13 protein-coding genes and 1 pseudogene are annotated in these 18,161 nt (G+C 62.6%); 7 read left to right on the plus strand and 7 right to left on the minus strand.

The annotated features are described in order from the left end of the window. Positions 1-2 precede the first annotated feature (2 nt). Genes parC through VCJ09_RS03535 form a run of 5 tightly spaced genes read left to right on the plus strand, consistent with a single transcriptional unit; the run spans position 3 to position 5,841 of the window. Positions 3-2,261 (plus strand): DNA topoisomerase IV subunit A, encoded by a 2,259-nt coding sequence (gene parC, locus VCJ09_RS03515; RefSeq protein ID WP_324733151.1) that lies wholly within the window; start codon positions 3-5, stop codon positions 2,259-2,261. Positions 2,262-2,276: 15 nt separating this feature from the next. Beyond that, complete coding sequence (locus VCJ09_RS03520; protein WP_324733152.1) at positions 2,277-3,407, plus strand: MlaE family ABC transporter permease; 1,131 nt, start codon at positions 2,277-2,279, stop codon at positions 3,405-3,407. Position 3,408: 1 nt separating this feature from the next. Beyond that, positions 3,409-4,179, plus strand: coding sequence for an ABC transporter ATP-binding protein (locus VCJ09_RS03525; protein ID WP_324733153.1), 771 nt, complete (start codon positions 3,409-3,411; stop codon positions 4,177-4,179). Beyond that, a complete protein-coding gene (locus VCJ09_RS03530) occupies positions 4,176-5,129 on the plus strand; it encodes an MlaD family protein (RefSeq protein ID WP_324733154.1) in 954 nt (317 codons plus the stop codon). The genes VCJ09_RS03525 and VCJ09_RS03530 overlap by 4 nt, the downstream gene beginning before the upstream one ends. A gap of 7 nt (positions 5,130-5,136) precedes the next feature. Beyond that, positions 5,137-5,841, plus strand: coding sequence for a PqiC family protein (locus VCJ09_RS03535; protein ID WP_324733155.1), 705 nt, complete (start codon positions 5,137-5,139; stop codon positions 5,839-5,841). Between the two features lie 61 nt (positions 5,842-5,902). Here the strand turns inward: VCJ09_RS03535 and VCJ09_RS03540 are convergent, their stop codons facing one another. Further along, entirely contained in the window at positions 5,903-7,432 is a 1,530-nt protein-coding gene (locus tag VCJ09_RS03540; RefSeq protein ID WP_324733156.1) for an AhpA/YtjB family protein, read from the minus strand. Between the two features lie 165 nt (positions 7,433-7,597). Here VCJ09_RS03540 and serB point away from each other — a divergent pair, with 165 nt between their 5' ends. Continuing rightward, entirely contained in the window at positions 7,598-8,812 is a 1,215-nt protein-coding gene (gene serB, locus VCJ09_RS03545) for a phosphoserine phosphatase SerB (protein WP_324733157.1), read from the plus strand. 3 nt (positions 8,813-8,815) lie between these two features. On the opposite strand, the pseudogene VCJ09_RS03550 reads toward serB, so the two are convergent. From VCJ09_RS03550 to VCJ09_RS03575, 6 genes and pseudogenes are all read right to left on the minus strand, one after another. Next, positions 8,816-9,571 (minus strand): annotated as a pseudogene (locus tag VCJ09_RS03550) (zinc-binding dehydrogenase). A gap of 174 nt (positions 9,572-9,745) precedes the next feature. Next, positions 9,746-11,815, minus strand: a complete 2,070-nt coding sequence (locus VCJ09_RS03555; RefSeq protein ID WP_324733158.1) for an EAL domain-containing response regulator — start codon at positions 11,813-11,815, stop codon at positions 9,746-9,748. A 63-nt stretch (positions 11,816-11,878) separates the two neighbouring features. Beyond that, a complete protein-coding gene (locus VCJ09_RS03560) occupies positions 11,879-13,690 on the minus strand; it encodes a molecular chaperone (protein ID WP_324733159.1) in 1,812 nt (603 codons plus the stop codon). Positions 13,691-13,879: 189 nt separating this feature from the next. Beyond that, positions 13,880-14,743, minus strand: coding sequence for an archaetidylserine decarboxylase (gene asd / locus VCJ09_RS03565; RefSeq protein ID WP_324733160.1), 864 nt, complete (start codon positions 14,741-14,743; stop codon positions 13,880-13,882). A gap of 50 nt (positions 14,744-14,793) precedes the next feature. After that, entirely contained in the window at positions 14,794-15,609 is an 816-nt protein-coding gene (locus VCJ09_RS03570) for a rhodanese-like domain-containing protein (RefSeq protein WP_324733161.1), read from the minus strand. 48 nt (positions 15,610-15,657) lie between these two features. Further along, a complete protein-coding gene (locus VCJ09_RS03575; RefSeq protein WP_324733162.1) occupies positions 15,658-17,190 on the minus strand; it encodes an HDOD domain-containing protein in 1,533 nt (510 codons plus the stop codon). 118 nt (positions 17,191-17,308) lie between these two features. Here VCJ09_RS03575 and motA point away from each other — a divergent pair, with 118 nt between their 5' ends. Then, entirely contained in the window at positions 17,309-18,160 is an 852-nt protein-coding gene (gene motA, locus VCJ09_RS03580) for a flagellar motor stator protein MotA (protein ID WP_324733163.1), read from the plus strand. The last annotated feature ends 1 nt before the right edge of the window (position 18,161 follow it).

Raw genomic sequence — 18,161 nt, forward strand, 5'->3', positions numbered from 1 at the left:
GCATGAGCGAACCCCTCGATTTGAGCCTGGACGGTGTTGAGCGCCGCTCCCTTGCCGACTTCACCGAGCAGGCTTATCTCAATTATTCGATGTACGTGATCATGGATCGCGCCCTGCCGCATATCGGCGACGGTCTCAAGCCGGTACAGCGGCGGATCATCTACGCCATGAGCGAGTTGGGTCTGGACGCCGATTCCAAGCACAAGAAATCGGCGCGTACCGTCGGCGACGTGCTCGGCAAGTTTCACCCGCACGGCGACTCGGCCTGCTACGAAGCCATGGTGTTGATGGCCCAGCCGTTCAGCTACCGCTACACCCTGGTCGACGGCCAGGGTAACTGGGGCGCGCCGGACGATCCCAAGTCATTTGCCGCCATGCGTTACACCGAGGCGCGCCTGTCACGCTACGCCGAGGTGCTGCTGAGCGAGCTGGGCCAGGGCACTGTGGATTGGGTGCCGAACTTCGACGGCACCCTCAACGAGCCGGCGACCCTGCCGGCGCGCCTGCCCAACATCCTGTTGAATGGCACCACCGGCATCGCCGTGGGCATGGCCACCGACGTGCCGCCGCATAACCTGCGCGAAGTGGCCGCGGCCTGCCTCCGTCTGCTCGATCAGCCGGACGCCACGGTCGAGCAGCTCTGCGAACATGTGCTCGGCCCGGATTACCCGACCGAGGCGGAGATCATCACCCCGCGCGCAGACTTGCTGAAGATCTACGAAACCGGCAAGGGCTCGGTGCGCATGCGCGCCGTCTATCGCGTCGAGGACGGCGACATCGTGGTCACCGCGCTGCCGCATCAGGTGTCCGGGGCCAAGGTGCTGGAGCAGATCGCCGGGCAGATGCAGGCGAAGAAGCTACCGATGGTCGCCGACCTGCGCGACGAGTCGGACCACGAGCACCCGTGCCGCATCGTGATCATCCCGCGCTCCAATCGGGTCGATGCCGCTGAGCTGATGCAGCACCTGTTCGCCACCACCGAGCTGGAGTCGAGCTACCGGGTCAACACCAACGTCATCGGCCTGGATGGCAAGCCGCAGGTGAAGAACCTGCGCCAGTTGCTCAAGGAGTGGCTGGAATACCGGGTGGGCACGGTACGCCGGCGCCTGCAGTTCCGTCTGGACAAGGTCGAGCATCGCCTGCACCTGCTGGAAGGTCGCCTGATCGCCTTCCTCAACCTGGATGAAGTGATCCATATCATCCGCACCGAGGATCAGCCCAAGCCGGTGCTGATGGAGCGCTTCGGTCTCACCGATGTACAGGCCGAATACATCCTGGAAACCCGCCTGCGCCAGCTGGCGCGGCTGGAAGAGATGCAAATCCGTGGCGAGCAGGACGCCCTGGCCAAGGAGCGCGCCAAGTTGCTGGCCCTGCTCGGCAGCGAAGCCAAGCTGAAGAAGCTGGTGCGCGATGAAATCATCAAGGACGCCGAAACCTACGGCGATGACCGCCGTTCGCCGATCGTCGCCCGCGCCGAGGCCAAAGCCTTGTCGGAAACCGAGCTGATGCCGACCGAGCCGGTCACCGTGGTGATCTCGGAGAAAGGCTGGGTACGTTGTGGCAAGGGCCATGATATCGACGCCACGGGCCTGTCATACAAGGCTGGTGACGGCTTCAAGACCGCCGCGCCGGGACGCTCGAACCAGTACGCGGTATTTATCGATTCGACCGGCAGGAGCTATTCGCTGGCGGCGCATTCGTTGCCATCGGCGCGCGGTCAGGGCGAGCCGCTGACCGGACGTCTGACACCGCCACCGGGGGCGACCTTCGAGTGTGTGTTGCTGCCGGACGACAGCGCCCTCTATGTGGTCGCCTCGGATGCCGGCTACGGCTTCGTGGTCAAGGGCGAGGACCTGCAAGCCAAGAACAAGGCCGGCAAGGCGCTGCTCAGCCTGCCGCCTGGCGCCAAGGTGCTGGCGCCCAAACCGTTGCTCAGTCGCGAACTGGACTGGCTGGCTGCCGTAACTACCGAGGGACGACTGCTGCTGTTTCCGGTGCGCGATTTGCCGCAACTGGGCAAGGGCAAGGGCAACAAGATTATCGGCATCCCCGGCGAGCGGGTTGCCAGTCGCGAGGAATACCTCACCGATCTGGCCGTGTTGCCGAGCGGCGCGACCTTGGTGTTGCAGGCTGGCAAGCGTACCTTGTCGCTCAAGGCGGATGATCTGGAGCACTACAAGGGTGAGCGGGGCCGCCGTGGCAACAAGCTGCCGCGTGGCTTTCAGCGGGTCGATGCGCTGCTGGTAGAACAGCAGGGTTAGCGGACGGAGGACTGGATGGTGGGGAGCGGACAGGGCGCCGGCTTGCACTGGTCGGTAGCGGAAGGCCAGCCGGCGCGCCTGTGCGTGGACGGAGCCTGGCTGCTGCAAGCGCCCAAGCCCGACCTTGAGGCCATCTGGTACAGCCAACGGCCACTGCCCGCGCAGGTGCAGGTGGAGGTCGCCGTGGCGGCCTGGGACAGCAGCCTGCTGGCGCTGCTGCGCCGCCTGCAGCGCCTGGCCGTAGCGCAGGACGTAGAATTGCGCTGGCAAGGCCTGCCGGACGGTGTCGAACGGCTGTTGCAGATGGCCGCTCAGCCGTCGACCCAGGCTAAGGAAGAGCCTGCGCCGGCCTATGGCGCGGTGGCCCGCCTGGGGCTGCTGTTGCTCGGTGTGCTGGCCAGTGTCGCTCAGGCCTGCCGCTTTCTGGGTGAGGTGATGCTGGCCCTCGGGCGTCAGCTGCGCGGTCGCGGACGCATGCGCCGGGGTGATTTTTGGCTGGCCCTGCAGCAGTGCGGGCCGGGCGCGCTGCCGATAGTGGCGCTGATCGCCATGCTGGTCGGCCTGATCCTGGCATTCGTCGGCGCCGCCCAGCTGGAGGCCTTCGGTGCCCAGTTGTACATCGCCAATATGGTCGCCATCGGCATGACTCGCGAGATGGGCGCGCTGATGACCGCGGTGATCATGGCCGGACGTACCGGCGCGGCCTACGCGGCGGAGCTGGGCAGCATGCAGGCCAACGAGGAGATCGATGCACTGAAGACCTTCGGTTTTCCGCCGCTGGAATTTCTCGTTCTGCCGCGATTGCTGGCGCTGGTGGTGAGCATGCCGCTGCTTTGCGTGTTCGCCGACGCCCTCGGCATTCTCGGTGGTTTCGTCATCGGCTCCGGTCTGTTCGATATTTCCGCGCCGCTCTACCTCAGGCAGAGCCTGGAAATGCTTAGCCTCAACGATTTCCTGGTGGGGATTGGCAAGAGCCTGGTGTTTGCCGTGCTGATCGGTCTGATCGGCTGTCACTACGGCCTGGCCTGCGGGCGCAATGCCCAGGCCGTTGGGCAGGCAACCACCCGGGCGGTGGTCAGCATCATCGTGGCGCTGGTGGTCAGTGACGCATTGATTACCCTGATTTGCACCCGGCTGGGGGTCTGAGATGAACGATGCGCTGTTGGTCGCCGAGGAGTTGAGTGCCGGTTACGGCAGTCTGGTGATTCAGCACGACCTGAATTTCTCCATCCGTCGGGGCGAGGTGTTCGTCATCATGGGCGCCAGCGGTTGCGGCAAGAGCACCCTGTTGCGTCACCTGATCGGCCTGCAGGCGCCACTGGCCGGACGGGTGCTGTTCAATGGTGAGGATTTCTGGGCGGGCGACGAGGATAGTCGCGCCGCCTTGCAGCAGCACTTCGGCGTGCTCTACCAGAATGGCGCCTTGTGGGGTTCGATGACCCTGCGTGAAAATATCTGCCTGCCGCTAGCCGCCTACCGCCAGCATCTGCAGCCGGCCGAGTTGGTTGAGCTGGCGGCATTGAAGCTGGCGCTGGTTGGCCTGGCCGGCTGCGATGAGCTGTATCCGTCGCAGCTGTCTGGGGGCATGCGCAAGCGCGCGGCCCTGGCCAGGGCGCTGGCGCTCGATCCGCAGGTATTGTTCTTCGATGAACCTTCGGCCGGCCTCGACCCGATCAGCTCGCAGTCCCTGGACGAACTGATCCTGCAGTTACGCGATAGCCTGGGCGCGAGCATTGTGCTGGTGACCCATGAGCTGGCGAGCATCCAGGCGGTAGCCGATACCTGTCTGTTTCTCGACAATCAGAGCCACACCCAGATTGCCCTGGGCACCCTGCCGGAATTGCTGGCCGATGGGCCGGAGCAGGTGCAGCGCTTTCTGCGCCGGGGCGAAACGGCTGACAAAATGGAGACGGCATGAGCGAAGCGCGTAAACCTTTTATGATTGGCGCCTTCCTGCTTGGCGGCCTGGCGCTGCTGGCCGCGGGTCTGCTGCTACTGTCGCGCGACAGCTGGTTCAGTCAGCCCAGTGAGTACGTGGTGTATTTTACCGGTGCCCTGGACGGCCTGGATGTCGGCGCCGATGTCACCTACCGCGGGGTCAAGGTCGGCACGGTGCGTGAGATTCGCCTGTCCTACGACCCTGAACTCAAGGATGTGGTGATGCCGGTGGTGCTGCGCATCAATACTCCAGAGCGGCAGCAGGCGGGCTCCCGCAGTTTCGATCAGTTCATCGGGCAACTGGTCGAGCGTGGTCTGCGCGCTCAGTTGCAGACGCCCAGCCTGCTGACCGGCAAGGCGATAGTCGCGCTGGACATGTTTCCGGAGCAGGCCGGCTATGTGCGCGCGACGCATGAGCTGGATCTGCCGACGATTCCCAGTGTGCCGTCGCGTATCGATGAGATTGCCGATGTGCTGCGCGAGCTGGCTGGCAGCCTGCGTGAATTGCCGCTGCAGGAGATGGCCGTATCGGCCACGCGGACCCTGCAATCGCTGGAGAAACTGACCGGCTCCCCGCAATTGCAGCAGAGCCTGGTGAGCATGAGTCAGTTGCTGGGCAAACTCGACCGCCTGAGTGGCCGCCTGGAACAGCAGCTGCCGCCGATCATGGATAATGTTCAGCAAAGCAGTGTTGACCTGCGGGATGCAGTGGGCGAAATTCGTCGTGCGGCGCAGCATGCCGCACAGGCTTTGCAACAAATCAACCAGCTGGCAGCCGACAGTCGTCGCAGTCTCGGCCCGGAATCCGAGGTACAGTACGAAGCATTGCGTGCACTGCAGGAGCTCAGTCGGGCTGGAAAAGCGTTGCAGCGCACGATGGAAGGGCTCGATCAGCAGCCCCAATCACTTATATTTGGCAAATCAAGGTAATGTTTTAATGAGATCGTTGCACTTCTCGCCGCCGTTGTTGTTGCTTCTTGCGGTCTTGACCCTGCAGGGCTGCGCAATACTGCAACCACCTGCACAGTTCTATCAGCTCGAGCAGGGCAACCCTGAGCTGCCACAGGACGATAAAGGGCCGGCGTTACTGCTGGGCCCGTTAAAACTGGCGGACTATCTGTTGCGCGAGAACCTGGTGCAGCGCGAGCTCGACGACAGCCTCTCGTTCAGTCAGAAGGCCCGCTGGGCCGGTAGTCTGCAGGACGATGTCGGCCAACTGCTGCTGCGCCAATTGGCCGGACAGCTCGATACCAGCCGCGTCGCGCTGTATCCGGATCGTGTCGGTTTCTCCAGTCAGGTACAGGTTGTACTGAACATCAGCCGGCTGGATTCTGGGGTGCAGCAGCCTGCGGTACTCGAAGCGCAATGGCGTCTGCTCGATTCTGCCGGGGTGCAGCGTAGCAGTCGGGTGGTGCGCCTGCAGGCCGAGCACGGCGGCACGGTGGTCGGGCAAGTGCGTGCGCAGAGTCAGCTGTTGCAGCAATTGGCCGATGAACTGGCCGGCGCAATCAAGTCCATGTCGATTGCCGGGACAGCTGCGCCGCGCAAGCCGGCGGTCGCCGCGCCGAGCAAGCCAGCGGTCAAGAGTCAGCCGACTCCGGTGTTTGAGCCGGCCACGCAAACGGAAGTGTTCCGCTTCTGAGCACTAGCCGGTTGTCGGGTTTTCGTGTAATCGAGATCCGCCAGCCGGCCAGCTAGCGGCCTCAGTGCGGGCGGTGTTCGTGCATGTGCGCCAGTTGGCGTTCCAGCAATGATGGGTAAGGCTCCAGCAGACGCTCCACGCAGCAGGCCCCTTCCGGGCTGGCGATGGTGCGAATACGGGCACGCTGGCGTACCAGTGCATCATCACCCACACGGCGTTCGAGCAGCAGCAGGTTGCGGCTGTGCTGGGACAAGGCCAGCGCATCCTGGGCAGTCTCGCTGAGCAACAGCTCGCCCTGGCTCAAATCGAGCAGGTCTTCACCCTGAGTCAGGCCCAATTGCAGTTGCAGGGTGATGCCGCTGTCGGCAACCTCGATTTGCAAGGCATGGCCGAGTGCACGCATCAGTTCGCCGCAGCAGATGGCATGGGTCAGGTAATCCTCACCACTGTCCTGGCGATGGAACAGCATCAGGCTGCTACCGTCGTTGAGGGTGTGCAACTCGCCTTGATAGAGCGCCGAGGCCTGGTTCAGGCAATCGCGATAGCGCTGCAGCAAATCCAGCAGGCGTGTGCGCGGCAGGCGTCGGAGCTGCTCCTGGGCGCCCAGCTGAATGGCTAGCACGGCGCTCTGTTGTGGGCCGTTGACGGTCAGCGTGGGAATCGCTGCCGATTGATCGCCGTGGTCACGCAGCTCGGCGAAGGGATCATCATCGTTTGGCTGGCCGACGGCGCTGTCAGCGTCCGTCTGTTTGAGGTCGTCGAAACGCTCGTCGTGCAGGTCGCGCACCTCGAAGGTCGGCTCATCGTCATCGTCATCGTCATCGTCTTCATCGCCGAAGTCGTGCTCATCGGTCTCTTCGTCGTGGAAGTCCTCCGGTTCTGGCTCCGGCTCTGGTTTTTCCGGTACCAGGCGCATTTGTAGTTGGCGCGCCAGATCGCCAATTTCATCCTGGCGGCCGGCACCGGGCGCCGGGTCATCCGGGTCACGTAACCAGACGCGCAGTTGCAGCAGTGGAGTGGAGATATGGCGGCCCAGGCGCATGCTCAGGGCCAGGGTCAGGGCCAGCAGAATCAGGCTGAGGATGCCCATGCTCTGCAGGCTGATGGTCATCGGTTGCTGGAACTGACGCATATCCAGGCTGATGCGCAATTGGCCGGCGATGACTTCCTGAAAGGTAATAGGGGTCGAGTACAGGCCTTCGGTCTCGCCCAGCATGGTTTTGCTCGGGCGCGAACCTGCTTCGGCGAGCACGCGATTATCCACGCTGTAAATCGCCGCGTGAGCCACCAGCGGATTTTTCACCAGGTTATTCAGCAGCACGCTGAGACTGAGGATGTCATTGGACACCAGCAACTCGGTGGCTGAAGTGGCCGTCTGGGTGATCAGACTGGTGCCCAGGGCTTCGGCCTGCTGCTCCATCGCATGCTTGAACTGCATACCGATCACCCAGGCGTAGATCACCAGCGCCATGGCCACGAGTAGCAGGCTATGGCTGGCGATACGCAAGGCCAGGGGCACGCGGCGTTGACGCAGGGCCTGGAACAGCAGCAGGAAGAAATTATCGGGTTTTACGGGGGCAGGCCGGTTCACAGAGCTCGGCTCTTATCGACTGTAGGTGTCGCGCAGTATAGCGACCGCTATGCATAGGGAAAAGCGCCGTGCGTGTCCGTATGGTCGCGAAAATGGGTAGAATATGCGGCTTTTCAGCAGGATTGCACTGCTGTTTACCATTAACCGAGCCCCGGAGGGTGCGCCTTGCGCGAAATCGTCCTGATCAATATTACCGGCGAAGACCGTCCCGGTCTGACTGCCGCCATCACCGGTGTGCTGGCCCAAGGCGGGGTGAATATCCTCGATATCGGCCAGGCGGTGATCCACGACACCCTGTCTTTCGGCATTTTGGTGGAGATTCCGCCTACCGAGCAGGGCTCCTCGGTACTCAAGGATCTGCTGTTCGCCGCCTACAAACTCGAGCAGCAGGTGCGTTTCACGCCGGTGTCCGAAGCGGATTACCAGCAGTGGGTCGGTGGTCAGGGCAAGGCGCGGCATATCGTGACCCTGTTGACCCGCAAGGTGACCGCCGAGCAATTGCAGCGCGTCAGCGCGATTACCGCCAAGTACGACCTGAATATCGATCATATCGATCGTCTTTCCGGGCGCATGCCGCTGGATATGCCGGCCGAGCAGGGCAAGGGCTGTATCGAGTTTTCCGTGCGCGGCGAGCCTGCCGATCAGGCGGCCTTGCGCGCCGAGTTCCTCAGTGTGGCCCAGGAGTTGAATGTCGACATCGCTTTCCAGCGCGACTCGCTGTTCCGCCGTAATCGCCGTCTGGCGGTGTTCGACATGGACTCGACACTGATCGAGGCCGAGGTGATCGACGAACTGGCCAAGGCCGCCGGGGTCGGCGAGCAGGTTTCGGCGATTACCGAACGGGCCATGCGCGGTGAGTTGGATTTCGCCGCCAGCTTCAGGGAGCGTTTGGCCCTGCTCAAGGGCTTGCCGGAAAGCGTGCTGGCCGATGTCGGCGCCTCATTGCGTCTGACCGAAGGGGCCGAGACGCTGTTCAGCGAGTTGCACCGCCTCGGCTACAAGACCGCGATTCTGTCCGGCGGCTTCAGCTACTTCGCCAAGCAACTGCAGGCCAAACTGGGCATCGACTACGTATTTGCCAACGAGTTGCAGATCGTCGACGGCCTGGTCACTGGCGTGGCCGTCGAGCCGATCGTCGACGCCCAGCGCAAGGCCGACCTGCTGCGCGAGCTGGCTGAGAAAGAAGGGTTGCGCCTGGAGCAGACCATCGCCGTCGGTGATGGCGCCAACGACCTGCCGATGCTGGCCATCGCCGGCCTGGGCGTGGCATTCCGCGCCAAGCCGCTGGTCAAGCAGTCGGCCAAGCAGGCAATCTCGACCCTGGGCCTGGATGGCATCCTCTACCTGCTTGGCTTTCGCGATCGCGACGGTCTGGAGTAGCGACTACGGCTTGATCGCCACCTTGAGTCCCCGTCGCGCTGGTTGGCGAACAGCTTGTAGGCTGCGTCTGTGTCGTTGAGAGCGTAGTAATGGGTGACCAGCGGTGCCAGCTCGACCCGCTGCGACTCGACGATATTCATCAGTTGGCGCATGCGTTCCTTGCCGCCGGGGCGCAGCGAGGAGACGATCCGCTTGTCGTCCAGGGCGTTGAAAGCGTCCAGCGGGATCGGCAGATCGCTGGAGTAAGCGCCCAGGCTGGACAGGGCCCCGCCGGGCTGGAGTACCCGCAGGGCACTCTCGACAGTGGACTGCAGACCCAGCGCCTCGATCGAGGTATCCACGCCGCGACCGCCGGTCAGGCGTATGATTTCTGTCACCACGCCCACGCCCACGTCCACTTGCTCGAAGTTGAGGGTGACGTCGGCGCCGAGCTGGTGGGCAGCCGCCAGGCGCGTATCGACACGATCTAGCGCAATGATGGTGCTGACACCGCGCAACATGGCGCCCGCGGTGGCGCAATGATCCGCTGGCCTTCGCGATAACCCTGCACGTTGCGTCCGCGTTGCTCGATGATACCCACCGGCTCGTGGCCGATGCTCAGGCCGGCAGCTACCGGGTATTCCCCTTGAGGATGCGCACATCGGTGCCGCAGATAGTGGCGGTGGTAATGTGCCGCAAGATCGGTTGAGCCGATTTTGGAATGGACTTGTCTTGCCGCTCGTAGCGACCGGGCGCGACCCATACCGCGGCTTTCATCATGGTTACGGGAATTCGCCTGGGCAGCTAAGGTATCGAAACCCGCAAGCTCATGGGCTGGCCGGGAGGATGACCTGGGACAAGTGGGCGTGGCGCTGGCCGAGAGGGCTAGCTTTGGCGCAGCAGAGGGTTGTATTCGGGGGCAGTGACAGCCAGTCGCCTGGCTGCCAGGAGGGGCTACTCGTCGCCCGCCGAGAAGTCGTAGTCCATCGCCTGGCTAGGGCCTTGCAGGTAGTAGCCCTGGATGTAGTTGACCCCGGCCTGCCAGAGCGTGGCCAGCACGCTGGCGCTCTCGATGAAGGGCACTATGGTCAGCTTGGCTTGAGCGTGCAGGCTGGCCAGCAGGGTTTTCAGCGCTTCCTGGCTCTCTGGGGTAGACAGGTCCTGGGAGAAGGAACCGTCGATCTTGACGAAATCGATGTGCAGGTGCTTGAGGGTGTTGAAGGGATTGATTGCGCAGCCGAATTGGCTGAGCGCCACCTTGCAGTGCAGTTCGCTCAAGCCCAGGGTCAGTGCCTTGGCCTGCTTGAGGTAGGCGATGGCATCCGGTTCTCTGAGCTGGAAGGTCAGTGCGTCCGAGGGCAGGCGTGCGGCTGTCAGGGCTACGCTGAGCCACGGCAGCAGGGTCTTATCCTGCAGGCTGGCGCTCGACAGGTGGACGAACAGGTGGGTGTTGTGGCCCTTATTGCGGTGGTCGGCGAGCAGCTTGATCGAGTTGAGGATCACCCAACGGTCGATTTTCTCGCCCAGCCCAGCCTCTTTGGCGGCGTTGAGAAACTCGTGCGGCGGAACCTCTTCGCCTTGCGGGCTGAGCAGGCGCAGCAAGACCTCATAGTATTCATGGCTGTCGCCGCGCAAGCTGATGATCGGCTGGAACAGCAGGCGGAAGCTGTTGTGCTCCAATGCCTGCTGGACCATGGCGACTATGTTGCCGCGGTTGGCCGCCGCGGCCAGCTCATCGCCTGGGTTGAACAGTTTCAGTGCGTTCCCCGCGGCCAGTTCGTCGGCGCAGCGCTGGGCGCGGTCGACCACTTCCTGAGCTTTCGGGGTTTTCTCGTTGAGGCCGGCGACACCAATCGACAGGGTGCTCTGTGCCGTGCGGCCGTTGACATCGAACAGGTGGCTTTCGAGCTTTTTCAGCAGGCTTGCCAGCTCGGCTTCGGCTTGCTCCGGGGTCTTTCCGGGCTGCAAGACGGTGAATACATCGTCGCCAAAGCGCGCCAGTTGCGCCTCGTGGGTAAAGTGACCGCGCAGCAGGTTGGCCAGGTCGGTGAGCAATAAGTCGATTCCCGCCAGACCAACTTCTGCCAGCAGGCTGGCATAACGGTCGATGCGGATATAGGCCAGGCTGGCCGGCTGGCCGGCATTCACCGCACGCTCGGCAGCGGCGTCCATCAGGCCGAGGAAATGGTTGCGGTTGTACAGGCCGGTGACCAGGTCCTGACTGCTGATTTCGCGCAGCTTCTCTTCCAGTTCGGCGTTGCCACTTGCTGCGTGGATCACCACCTGAATACAGGGTTCGCCATCGTAGGCGGCCGGCGAGAAACTCATGCGCACCGGGACGGTCTGGCCGTTGGCCCGGACGCCGGTACAGGCCAGTTCGGCGCTGCCTTCGGCACTCTGGTAGTTTTTCAGGAAGTCTTTGAAGTTGCGTTGGTCGGCGCTGGCGATCAGGTCGATCATCGGCATGCCTTCCAGCTCATCACCATCCTGGTACGCGAAGAGTTCGAGGTAGGCACGGTTGGCATAGATATGCATGCCGTCATGCACGTAGGTGATGGCATCGACCGAGCTGTCGAGCAGCAACTGGCAGCGTTTCTCTGCCTCGCGCAGGGCCACTTCGGCGGCGCGCCGGGCGCGGCGTTCTTCGAGGTTGGCCAGTTCGCGTTTGGCCACCAGCACCAGGCGCTCGTCTTCGCCTTGCGGCAGCGCATCCTGGGCGCCCAGAGCCAGGGCTTCGGTGATGCTGTCGGAGTCGTTGTCGGCGAGCAGCTGGATGACGGGAATATCTTTCGCCTGGCGGCGAATCGCGTTGATCGCGTCTCCCGGCTCGAGGTGTTCGCTGCTGGGTGCACAGATCAACAGATCCCAGCTTTGCTGCAGGGTCTCGGCCAAATCATCGCTGGAGGTCAGGCGATGCACGCGCGTAGCACGGCCGGCGTTACGGAACAGACTGACGAGACGCTCGGCCTCGTTCTGCGAGTCTTCAAGGATCAGCAGGCGAATGGTTTTTTTTTCGATGGCCATATCAGGAGTCAAATCTGTGGCGAACGTGCGCGAAAAGGCGACGAAAATTGATGTTTCGGCAATCTACAGCGACTTCCATAGCGAGTCAAAGTCTTCCTCCCCTCCTGCGCTGTGGCTGCCATGGGCTGTGACGGGTTTCCCGGTCTCGCTGGGGTTTTGTTCGACACTACGGTATTCGAACTGAGTGAAGCTGCCGGTGCTGGTTTTGCGCTGGCTGAGCACGGCGCGATGTTCCGTGCCATTGATGTTGATCATCACCTTGTTGCCTTCCTGGAAGGGCAGGCGTGGGGTGATCAAGGTAGCGGGTCGGGAGATCGCGCTGATTTCCGGCAGCAGCAGCGTGCGCAGGTATTGGCTGTTATGTTCGGCCTTGCGCAGTAGTTGCAAGCCGCAAGGTTGTGCATGCGGGGCGATCAGTTCGATGCCCATCTGTGTGCCGCCACCGCGGACCTGGCGGATCCAGCGTACCACCGCGACGCTCCAGCCCTGTTCTGGCGAATCCTGCACGCCGAGCAGTTCGCCGGCTTGCAGCTGGCTCGGCACCTCTTTGGGCCAGGACAGGCAGTAGCCACCCGGGCTGTGGTTGACGATCGGCAGGGCGAAGGTCGGGTGGCTCTCGATGCCCGTGGATTCTGTCAGCGTCTCTTGAGTGGTGGATTTGCTGTACTCGATTTCCTCCAAGGGCAATCGGGTGTCCCAGTTGGCGGTCTTCTCTGTGTCGAAGGCTTTCGCCCAGACATCCGAGGGGCCAGTGCTGGTGTCGGCGCCGAATACCGCTGCTTTGGTTTCGCTCGGCTGTTGCAGGATCTCGTTGAAGGGGCGCTCATTAGCCAGGAAAAAATGCAGTGCGCTCATGCCAATGCACAACTTCAGGGTGCCCTGGCCGTGGGTGCGATTGAAGGTCCGTTCGGAGATGTCGCCCCAGGCGGCGCTGAGGTGTTGCAGCATGTCCGTGCTGAATCCTTCGGGTACCAACAGGCGCGACGTGCTGGTGTTCTCCGCAGGCAGTAACAGGTACTCCTGAATGGCATCAACCAGTGGATGTGGGTCGATACCCAGCGCGTTGTGCAGCTCTTTGTCCTGAAACAGCGAGGTGTAGCGCGGTGGGCCATCCACTTGCGGAGTGAGCGCAAACAGGCTCGAGGGCGCATCGCCGGCTTGCAGGCTGACCAGCGCGCTCCAAGGCTCGAGCACTTCGGCAAGGCGCGCGATGCCATTCTGGCGCATCTGGTTGCAGCGGGCGCAGCCGAGCAGCAAGGCGACCACATAGCTCTGCTCGGTGCTCAAACTCGGCGTGTGGCGAGCCAGTGGATCGCGGATCGCCAGTTTGTGCAGACTCCGCTCACGGGCGATCTGGTAGAGCTGGTGCAGCTCCAGCCACAGGCCTTCAGGCACGGGACAATACAATTGGCTGGCGCGAATCAGTGGGCCGCACAGGCTGTGGGTGGCGCGCTGCAGGGCGACGCTCAGGAGTGGGTTGCGCTCGCCATTATTTTGCGGAATCAGACTGGCGATGATCAGTTTGTAACCGACGGCCAGATGGTTTTGCAGGGCCTGGCAGAGATTGGCGACTTTGCGTGGGCGTTCATCGAGGACAATCGCTTGGTTGAGGAAGTGCCGCTCCAGGTGTTTGCAGACGTAGTAAACCTCCGGGCGCAGCAACTCCAGCAAGTGCAGGCGGTTATCCGACGCAGTGCGCAACTGGTTGAGCTCGATCAGGGCCTGGTAAAGCTGGCGGGCGGTTTCGCCGATATTGGCTTTTGGCAGGTTGGCGATCCAGCGCTTGAGGTCGCGCGGGCTGGCATCGCAGAAAGACAGGCTTGGCTTTAGCGGGGTAGGGGCGCGGAGCAGTAGGTGGGAAGTCTGTTTATCCATCTAACTTGGATACTCCAACGCCCGGAGTTCAGCCGAGTCATTCTCTTGATAATCAATGCTGCGAACTTTAGCAGTATCTGGCTTGGGCCGCAGCCTTGCATAGGCCCGGCTGCTTGAATCGTGATGGATCAGGCAGCCCGTATGTGGCCGCAGCAAGTGGTTCGTCACTTGCTGCGCTTTGGGCAATGTTTAGTTGACCTGACTATTGCCGATGCTCTGACCCATCCGCACGTCGCTGTTGGCGCCCAGCGTTTCTGCCCAGCGCACCTGGTCGGGGCCGAACAATACGATAGCCGTCGAACCCAGTTTGAAGCGACCCAGTTCCGCCCCCTTGTCCAGGGCGATAGGCGCGCGCGCCGCCTCATCATAACGGACGGTTTTCAGGTGGCGTTTGGGTGGCGTGACCAGGCCGGCCCAGACGGTTTCGATCGAGGCGACGATCATCGCGCCGACCAGCACCACGGCCATCGGCCCGCGCTCGGTGTCGAACAGGCAAACGACCCGCTCGTTGCGGGCGAACAGCTCCGGGACATTTTCCGCGGTGGTCTGGTTGACCGAGAACAGCCGGCCCGGCACGTAGACCATTTCCCGCAGGGTGCCGGCCAGCGGCATGTGCACGCGGTGGTAGTCTTTGGGCGACAGATAAATAGTCGCGAATTCACCGCCCATGAACGAGCTGGCCCGCTCACTGTCACCGCCGAGCAGTTCGAGCACGCTGAAGCTGTGGCCCTTGGCCTGGAATACCCGGCCATGCTCGATCTTGCCCAGTTGGCTAACGGCGCCGTCGGCCGGGCTGAGGATCGCGCCAGGGGTGGTGTCGAGCGGGCGCGCGCCCTCTTTCAGGGAGCGGGTGAAGAACGCGTTGAAGTGCTCGAAAGCGCTCGGGTCTTCGATCTGCGCCTCGCTCATGTCGACCTGGTACTGCTTGACGAACCAGCTGATCAGACGGTTCTTGAACCAGCCCGTGCGGCATTCAGCTGCGCAGCCGATCAGGCGCGACAGCAGGTGGTGCGGCAGCAGGTACTGGCTGAGGATGAACAGGCGATCTTTCATGGGTGTTCCTTGAGGATTCGACGGCATGCGGATGGCAGTTACTTGCTGGCTCAGCGTTCGACTGGGGTGTCAGGATGGTTGCCCCACTCGCCCCAGGAGCCGGCGTAGGCCTTGACCCGCGGATAGCCGAGCGCCTTAGCCACCAGATAGGTGAAGCCGGAGCGGTGGTGGGTCTGGCAGTGGGTGATGATTTCCTTGTCCGGGCTGATGCCGAGGCTGGCGAGTAGCGCGGGCATGTCCTGGCGAATGCGCAAGGCGCGAGTCGGGTCCATGCCGGCAGTCCACTCGAAGTTGACTGCGCCAGGAATGTGTCCGGCTTTGGCGGCTAAGGCCTTTTCTCCGCGATACTCGGCGGGCGAGCGGGCATCCCAGATCGCCAGGTCGGCGGCGCCCAGGCGGCTTTGTAGGTATTCGCGGCTGGCTGTTGGACTGTCATCGAGCGTCAGCTTGAGCGTGCCAGCGCACCCGGCGGGTTGCTCCGTGCTGAGCGGGCGATCCTCGGCCAGCCAGGCCTGCAGCCCGCCATCGAGGTAGTGGTAATGACTGTGGCCGATCACATCCAGCAACCAGATGAAGCGTCCGGCCCAGCCACCACCTTCATCGTCGTAGACCACATAGACGGCGTTCGGATTATGGCCCAATTCGGCGAATAGCTGTTCGAGTTGTGCGAGGTCTGGAAGCAGGCCGGGTGCCGGAGGCTGGCCCAGTTGGGTGCGTTTTGGATCGACGAAGCGCGCGCCGGGGATGTGTCCGGCGGCATAGCGCGCTGCGTTGGTCAGGTCGAGCAGAATCAGTTCGGGCGCATCCAGGCGCTTGGCCAGCTCGGTCGGTTCGATAACCAATGGCAACGCAGCGAAGGCAGTCATGCTGGGCCTCTTCAATAATAGGGAAAGGGGCGGATTGTAACGGAAAGGCTAACGCTCACGGTTGGCGAAACTGTCCAGGGCGCGTTGAATACATTGCGCGGTTTTACCGAAGACTTGCACGCTGGCATCGCTGAGCACGGCGCCGGCCTGGTCGGCGACGATGACCATTACCCCACGGTCGTTGCTGGCCAGTGAGCGGATCAGCAGGTGCTCGCTGGGAAATAGCGCTTTCAGCGAGCCTGGCAGCAGGGCCGAGAATTGCGCGATATTGGCCGGCGTCAGGCGCAGCTGTGCCGGTGCCTTGAGCAGGCGCCGCAGCACCTGACTCTGCTGTGGGTCGATGACCAGGGTGTTTGCCAACTTGTCCAGGCCGGTCTGTTGCTGGGCTCGCAGGCGGCTGTGGCTGGGGTCGGCCAGGAGCAGTAATACCCGCGACATACCGCAGGCCTGCAGGGCTTGAGTGGCGCCGCTGGTGAGCTGCTCGAGGTTGTGGAATGCACTCGGTTGCGCAAGCAATTGCGCGCAATGTTGGCGCCATCCATTGTCTGTAGGTGTTGCCGGCGTTGCCGTCGCCGCAGGGGTGATGGCTTTGCCTTGCAAGCGCCGCGCATCCCAGGGCCAGAGTAGGGCTTGGGCAGGATGCCAGAGATCGGCCGTGGCTTGCTGGCGTGCACTCTGCGCCGCGTGCTGGTGAATCTGTTGCTGCACATCGCTCAGCGGCAGTTGCAGATAGAGCCCGGTCAGATGTTGCCAGCGCAGGCTGTGGGGGCTATTCCAGGCGTGGTGGGCCGACAGCGCCAGGCCGTTGGCCAGCAGGATGCTGTTGGCTGGCTGGGTCAGCCAGCGCCGTAGAGGTGTATCGGCGTCGAGCATTTGCTGCTGGTGCAGGGGGTGCTGATTGTCGCGCGCGATGTGCAGCGCCTTGACCAGTTGACGGCGATCTGCGATCAGCAGGCGGTAGCCTTGGATCACCCAGTCGGGCAGGCGCCAGCGCTCGGCCAATGCCAGGCACAGGGACAGCAAGGGAACGCCGAGAAGATCCTGCGCGACCTTGGCTGCCGGCTCAGCTTGGACCAGTACGCGCTGCTCCCATTGCTCGAATAGTTCGGGATGGGCCGTCAGTAGCGACCAGATGGGTGCGAGAAATAATAGGCTGCCCCAGTGGATCTCCTGCCAGAGCCGCGCCAGTCGGCCACTGAACAAGCCGCCGGCTTGCTGCGCCGCGTGCCGGCTGATCAGTTGAATCTGCCGTAGCGCCAGGGGGATTTCGTCGAGGGGGCAAGCGGGTTGGCGTTTCACCAGCTCCAGGGTGCGCTGCAAGCCCAGTCGGCTGAGCGCGCTTTCCAGGCTTTCGGAGGGGGCGCTGAAGCTGCCAGCCTGCCGATTGGCCTCGCGTAGAACACTTAATGCCAAGGCTGGGCTGGCCTGCATCAATTCGGCTATTTCACGCAGCGAGCGACGGCTGTCGGACAAAGCACGACAGACATTCAGGTGGTGATCGACAGGCACCGGCAACAAGTGCTTGTCCAGCTGTTCGAGCCAGTCTTTGAGGGTGCGCGGTAGGGGCTTTGAGGTGGGCATCGGTGCTTAGCCATGCTGGCTTTTAGACTTGACTGGCTATAGTCTCGCGCATAAGTTCCGATAAATAGAAGGGTTGTTTTGCATAACCCTCATCACAGGCCGCGCAAGTTTCCTTTTTATGGCAAAAATCATTGGCATCATCGTTGTAATTGCTAGCGTGCTCGGCGGTTTTATTCTGTCCGGCGGCCAGTTCATGGCGCTGGTCCATCCTTTTGAAGTAATGATCATCGGCGGCGCCGCGCTGGGGGCTTTTCTGCAGGCCAACCCGGGCAGCATGTTCATGCAGGTGTTCAAGAAATCCTTGAGCATGTTCAGCTCGCGTTTCAGTCACGCCTACTATCTCGAGGTGCTGAAACTGATCTACGAAATCCTCAACAAGAGCCGCCGCGAGGGGATGATGGCGATCGAGGCCGATATCGAGGAGCCGTCGGCCAGTCCGATATTCGGCAAGTATCCAGCCATCCTCAAAGACGAGCGGATGATGGCCTATATCTGCGATTACCTACGCATCATGTCCTCCGGCAATATGGCGCCGCATGAGCTGGAAGGCTTGTTCGATATGGAGATCGCCAGCCTCAAGGAAGAACTGGAGCATCCCGCGCATGCCGTGGCCAAGGTTGCCGACGCCATGCCTGCCATGGGGATCGTCGCCGCGGTGCTGGGCATCGTGATTACCATGTCGATTCTCGCCGAAGCGGATAACGCTCAGATCGGCGAGAAGGTGGGTACTGCGCTGGTGGGCACCTTCCTGGGTATTCTGGCGTCCTACGGCTTCTTCGGACCCTTGTCGGGTGCCCTGGAGCATGACGCCAAGGAAGAACTCAATGTCTACGAGGCCATAAAGGCTGGTTTGGTCGCGTCGGCATCCGGCATGCCGCCGTCGTTGGCCGTCGAATTCTCGCGCAAGGTGCTCTACCCGGCCCATCGCCCGAGTTTTGCCGAGCTTGAGCAGGCGATGCGCGGAAGCTAAC

The organism is Pseudomonas paeninsulae, assembly GCF_035621475.1.
Taxonomy (GTDB): domain Bacteria; phylum Pseudomonadota; class Gammaproteobacteria; order Pseudomonadales; family Pseudomonadaceae; genus Aquipseudomonas; species Aquipseudomonas paeninsulae.